The organism is Stenotrophomonas sp. PS02289 (assembly GCF_029960115.1).
In the GTDB taxonomy this organism is placed as follows: Bacteria; Pseudomonadota; Gammaproteobacteria; order Xanthomonadales; family Xanthomonadaceae; genus Stenotrophomonas.
In genome coordinates this window covers 1-4,486 of sequence record NZ_JASCOZ010000252.1, presented here as the reverse complement: position 1 = coordinate 4,486, position 4,486 = coordinate 1, and the positions used below count along the sequence as shown (strand labels likewise).

Genomic DNA, 4,486 nt, shown 5'->3' with positions numbered 1-4,486 from the left:
CCCCCCCCCCCCCCCCCCCCCCCGGCGGCGGCGCCCCCCCCCCCCCCCGCCCCAGGCGATGCGGATTTCGCCCGCGTTCCCGCCATGACGCGTGTTCTGCGACAATGCGGCAGTGCGCCATCAAGGTGCCCCGTTTCGGAGAACCATCCATGCTCGTGATCGGCGTTGCCGGGACCGAACTCACTGCCCAGGAACGCGATTGGCTGCAGCACGACGCCGTGGCTGGCGTCATTCTGTTCAAGCGCAACTTCGCCTCGCGCCAGCAGGTGGCCGAGCTGTCGGCCGCGTTGCGCGCTGCTGCCCCCCGCCCGCTGCTGATCTGCGTGGACCAGGAAGGCGGTCGTGTACAGCGTTTCCGGGAGGGCTACTCTGCTTTGCCGCCGCTGCACGGCTTCGATGCGCTGTATGCGCAGGACCCGGACGCCGCGCTGGCACTGGCCGAGCAGCACGCCTGGCTGATGGCCAGCGAGGTGCGTGCCAGTGGCGTGGACCTGAGCTTTGCCCCGGTGGTTGACCTGGGCCGCGGCAACCGCGCCATTGGTGACCGCGCCTTCAGCGCCGACCCGCAGGTGGTGGCCGCCTTCACCCGCGCCTATGTGCGCGGCATGCACAGCGTGGGCATGGCCGCCACGTTGAAGCACTTCCCCGGACACGGCACCGTGCTGGAAGACACCCACGTCGACAACGCCAGTGATCCGCGCACGCTCGAAGAACTGCGTGCCCTCGACCTGGTGCCGTTCGCCGCCGGGATCGACGCCGGCGCGGACGCGGTGATGATGGCCCACGTGGTCTACCCGCAGGTGGCCGCGGAACCGGCCGGCTATTCGCCGCGCTGGATCCAGCAGATCCTGCGCGAAGAAATGGGCTTCCGCGGCGTGGTGTTCTCCGACGACATCGGCATGGCCGCCTCGTTCTCTGCCGGTGGCGTCACCGCCCGCGTGCACGCGCATCTGGATGCCGGCTGTGACGTGGTGCTGGTGTGCCACCCCGAGCTGGTCGACGATGCCCTGCAGGCCGTACAGGGCCGCTCCCTCAATACCGCTGCGCTGATCGGCCTGATCGGTCGCGGCGCCCTTGGCTGGGACGGCCTGCTGGCCGATGCCCGCCACGGCACTACCCAATCCCGTTTGCTTGAATCCCTTGGAAGAACCGTCTGATGCCCAACCTCACCATTTCCCAGGCGCTGGCCCAGGCCGACCTGCTGGTTGACCGCCCCACCATCGACAAGGCCATCGGTGCCATCGCCGACGCCATCGCGGCCGACTACAAGGGCGAGGTGCCGCTGTTCCTGTCGATCATGCACGGCGCGCTGCCGTTCGCCGGCCAGCTGGCGCTGGAACTGGGCGCGCGCGGCCAGGATGTGCAGTTCGATTACCTGCATGCGACCCGCTACCGTGGCGAAACCACCGGCGGTGAACTGGTCTGGAAGCACAAGCCGGCGACCTCGCTGTTCGGCCGTCGCGTGTTGCTGGTCGACGACATCCTGGACGAAGGCTTCACTCTGCAGGGTGTGCGCACCTGGTGCCTGGAGCAGGGTGCCACCGACGTGCGCATCGCCGCGCTGACGGTCAAGAAGCACGATCGCGCGCTGCCGGACGTCAAGGCCGACTACGCCGGTGTGGAGCTGCCTGACCGTTACGTGTTCGGTTTCGGCATGGACGTCAACGAGGCACTGCGTTGCGTGCCGGCCATCTACGCGATGAAGGAATGATGGAAGCGATTTCACTGGCCGTCATTGGCGGCACTGGCGTCTACAAGCTGGCCCAGCTCGATGACGTCAGCAGTCATACCGTGGACACCCGCTATGGCACGCCGTCTGGCCCGATCCGGGTCGGCACGCTGCTGGGCCAGCGCGTGGCGTTTCTGGCACGACATGGCGAGGGGCATTCGCTGCCGCCGCACAAGATCAATTACCGGGCCAATCTTGCTGCGTTGCAGCAGATCGGCGCGAAGCGCGTGCTGGCGCTCAATACGGTCGGCGGCATTACCGAACATTTCGGTCCGCGTGTGCTCGCGTGTCCGGACCAGTTGATCGACTACACCTGGGGCCGCATTTCCACCCTCAGCGAAGAACCGGGCAGCGAAGTGCTGCACGTGGACTTTGGTCATCCGTACACCCCGCTGCTGCGCAGCAAGGTGCTGGCGGCGGCAAAAGTCACCGGTGCGCGGCTGCATGACGGTGGCTGCTATGGCGCGACCCAGGGGCCGCGGCTGGAAACCAATGCCGAGATCGCGCGCATGCGTCGTGACGGATGTGACCTGGTTGGCATGACCGGCATGCCGGAAGCCGGCCTGGCGCGCGAGCTGGGGCTGGACTACGCCTGTCTGGCCATCGTGGCCAACTGGGCAGCCGGATGCGGCACCGGCGAGGAGATCACGATGGCCGAAGTACTGGCCAATGTGGACGCTGCGTCGGCCGGATTGCCGGAACTGATTGGCGAATTGGCACGCGGGTGATTGTCATTGCGTAACAAGCTTTGCATACTCCGCGAGTGCGCTGGTTGAGCGTACACCACCCATTCATTGAAGAAGGTCTCGCACTACCATGCCGAACGGTACCGTCAAGTGGTTCAACGACGCCAAGGGATTTGGCTTTATTTCTCCGGAGGACGGCAGCGCCGACGTTTTCGCGCACTTCTCCGCCATCAATTCCAAGGGCTTCCGCAGCCTGCAGGAAGGTCAGCGCGTCTCCTACGACGTGACCCAGGGCCCGAAGGGTGCCCAGGCCTCGAACATCACGCCGGTTGAGTGATCCACTCGCCCGTGCGTTGAGGACCCCGCTTCGGCGGGGTTTTTTTTGACAGGACGTCCCATGCAGCAGCGCAGCATCGCCATCATCGGCTACGGCACCGCAGGCCAGTCGCTTTCGGTCCTTCTTTCACGCGACCATCACCAGGTGCACGTGTTCGAGCGCGCACCGTCCCCGGGCCCGGTGGGTGCCGGCTTCCTGTTGCAGCCCAGTGGACTGGACGTGCTGTGGCAGATGGACCTGCTGCCACAGGTGCTGGCCCACGGCGCAGGCGTGCGCCGGCTGTATGGCGAAACGCCGTGCGGACGTGCGGTGATGGACATCCGCTACGCCGGCCTGCATCCGCATCTGCACGGCATCGGCATGCAGCGCGGAGCGCTGTTCTCGCTGCTGGCCCAGGCCTGGGAGTATCCGCAGCACCTGCAGGCGGGCACCACCATCGTGGAGGTGGACAGCGAACGGGGGCGACTGCGCGATGCGCAGGGTCACTGGCACGGGCCGTACGACCTCGTGATCGCCGCCGACGGCGCAGCGTCCACCTTGCGCGGGGCGGTGCAGGGGACCCGGCTGGATCGCGAGTATCCCTGGGGCGCACTGTGGTGTTTGTTGCCGTGCGGCGATTGGTCGCATGTCGACGAACTGCGGCAACGCTATGTGGCCGCGCGGAAGATGATCGGCATGCTGCCGGTGGGTACGCGACCCGGCGATGACACCCCCCGTCTGAGCTTCTTCTGGAGCCTGCCACGCAACCAGTTCGCGCAATGGGAGCAGGACGGCCTGCCACGCTGGCTCGAGGAGGTCGCCGCGCTGTGGCCGCAGGCGCATGCGCGTCTTGCCGGGCTCACCGATGGCAATCAGCTGTCGCGTGCGGCTTACCGTGATGCGGTCATGCACCGCTGGCATCATCAACGACTGGTGCTTGCCGGTGACGCCGCGCATGCGATGAGCCCGCAACTGGGGCAGGGAGTCAACATGGCGCTGCTGGACGCGCTGGCACTGCGCGACGCGCTGCGCGAACACGCGAATCGCGACGCCGCGCTGCAGGCCTATGAGGCGCGGCGCAAGGCGCATGTGGCGATCTATCAGTTCTGGAGCCGCTGGCTGACGCCGCTGTTCCAGTCTGACCATGACACCGTGGCCAACGCACGAGACGTGCTGTTCGGCCCCATGGGGCGCGTGCCAGGCGGGCGTGGTCACATGCTGCGCGTGCTGAGTGGAACCCAGCACGGCTGGTGGCGGAAGTGGCCGTTGTCGCCCGGATTCGTCGCGGCGATGACACCTTCCTCCGACACCTGAACCTGCGCGCGGCATCTGCTCATGCGCAATCATCATGCCGGGCGTGAAGAAGTGGCTGCTGGGGATTGACAGTGAACTCACTGTCAATATGAGACAAACACGTCACTGCATCCCCCCAAGGAGTGAGACATGCTGTTCCCGGCTGACGTGCTCGACAGTGAAATCCGCAAACTGCGCGGCCTGCTGCAGATGTTGCACGAAGATCAGCCCGATGTGATGGAAGATGTCTTCGAGTTCCATGTCACCAGCCTGATTACCCACGCGGCCGCTGAGCATCATGCGCGCATCCGTGCTGCGGCACAGGCCATGCTGGTGGATATCCGCAGCCGCCCGGTTGCACAGAATCCGGATGCGCCGGAAATTCTGCTGATGCCCTCTGCGGCGTAGAGCCACGCCCTGCGTGGCTGCGCGGAGTTGGGAGGACTGCAGCCACGCAGGGCG

At 66.4% G+C, this 4,486-nt stretch carries 6 protein-coding genes; all 6 read left to right on the top strand.

Going from position 1 to position 4,486, the window contains the following annotated elements:
• Positions 1 to 149 precede the first annotated feature (149 nt).
• Positions 150 to 1,157 carry a beta-N-acetylhexosaminidase gene (gene nagZ / locus QMX83_RS20400; RefSeq protein ID WP_282298460.1) on the top strand — a complete coding sequence of 336 codons (1,008 nt, stop codon included), beginning with the start codon at positions 150 to 152 and terminating at the stop codon, positions 1,155 to 1,157.
• On the top strand, positions 1,157 to 1,711 hold the full coding sequence (locus QMX83_RS20395) for a hypoxanthine-guanine phosphoribosyltransferase (protein WP_282298459.1): 555 nt from the start codon (positions 1,157 to 1,159) through the stop codon (positions 1,709 to 1,711). Before nagZ ends, QMX83_RS20395 begins: the two co-directional genes overlap by 1 nt.
• Entirely contained in the window at positions 1,711 to 2,457 is a 747-nt protein-coding gene (locus QMX83_RS20390) for an S-methyl-5'-thioinosine phosphorylase (RefSeq protein ID WP_282298458.1), read from the top strand. The genes QMX83_RS20395 and QMX83_RS20390 overlap by 1 nt, the downstream gene beginning before the upstream one ends.
• Before the next feature lie 88 nt (positions 2,458 to 2,545).
• Complete coding sequence (locus QMX83_RS20385; protein WP_003488188.1) at positions 2,546 to 2,752, top strand: cold-shock protein; 207 nt, start codon at positions 2,546 to 2,548, stop codon at positions 2,750 to 2,752.
• 60 nt (positions 2,753 to 2,812) lie between these two features.
• Positions 2,813 to 4,045 carry an NAD(P)/FAD-dependent oxidoreductase gene (locus QMX83_RS20380; RefSeq protein ID WP_282298457.1) on the top strand — a complete coding sequence of 411 codons (1,233 nt, stop codon included), beginning with the start codon at positions 2,813 to 2,815 and terminating at the stop codon, positions 4,043 to 4,045.
• Between the two features lie 129 nt (positions 4,046 to 4,174).
• The gene (locus QMX83_RS20375) at positions 4,175 to 4,432 is read left to right on the top strand and encodes a hypothetical protein (RefSeq protein ID WP_282298456.1); all 258 of its coding nucleotides are present in this window, start codon (positions 4,175 to 4,177) and stop codon (positions 4,430 to 4,432) included.
• The last annotated feature ends 54 nt before the right edge of the window (positions 4,433 to 4,486 follow it).

Bases quoted from the DNA above. Each gene is read 5' to 3' on its own strand.
- nagZ (WP_282298460.1), top strand. From the start codon at position 150: ATGCTCGTGATCGGCGTTGCCGGGACCGAACTCACTGCCCAGGAACGC.
- QMX83_RS20390 (WP_282298458.1), top strand. From the start codon at position 1,711: ATGGAAGCGATTTCACTGGCCGTCATTGGCGGCACTGGCGTCTACAAG.
- QMX83_RS20395 (WP_282298459.1), top strand. From the start codon at position 1,157: ATGCCCAACCTCACCATTTCCCAGGCGCTGGCCCAGGCCGACCTGCTG.
- QMX83_RS20380 (WP_282298457.1), top strand. From the start codon at position 2,813: ATGCAGCAGCGCAGCATCGCCATCATCGGCTACGGCACCGCAGGCCAG.
- QMX83_RS20385 (WP_003488188.1), top strand. From the start codon at position 2,546: ATGCCGAACGGTACCGTCAAGTGGTTCAACGACGCCAAGGGATTTGGC.
- QMX83_RS20375 (WP_282298456.1), top strand. From the start codon at position 4,175: ATGCTGTTCCCGGCTGACGTGCTCGACAGTGAAATCCGCAAACTGCGC.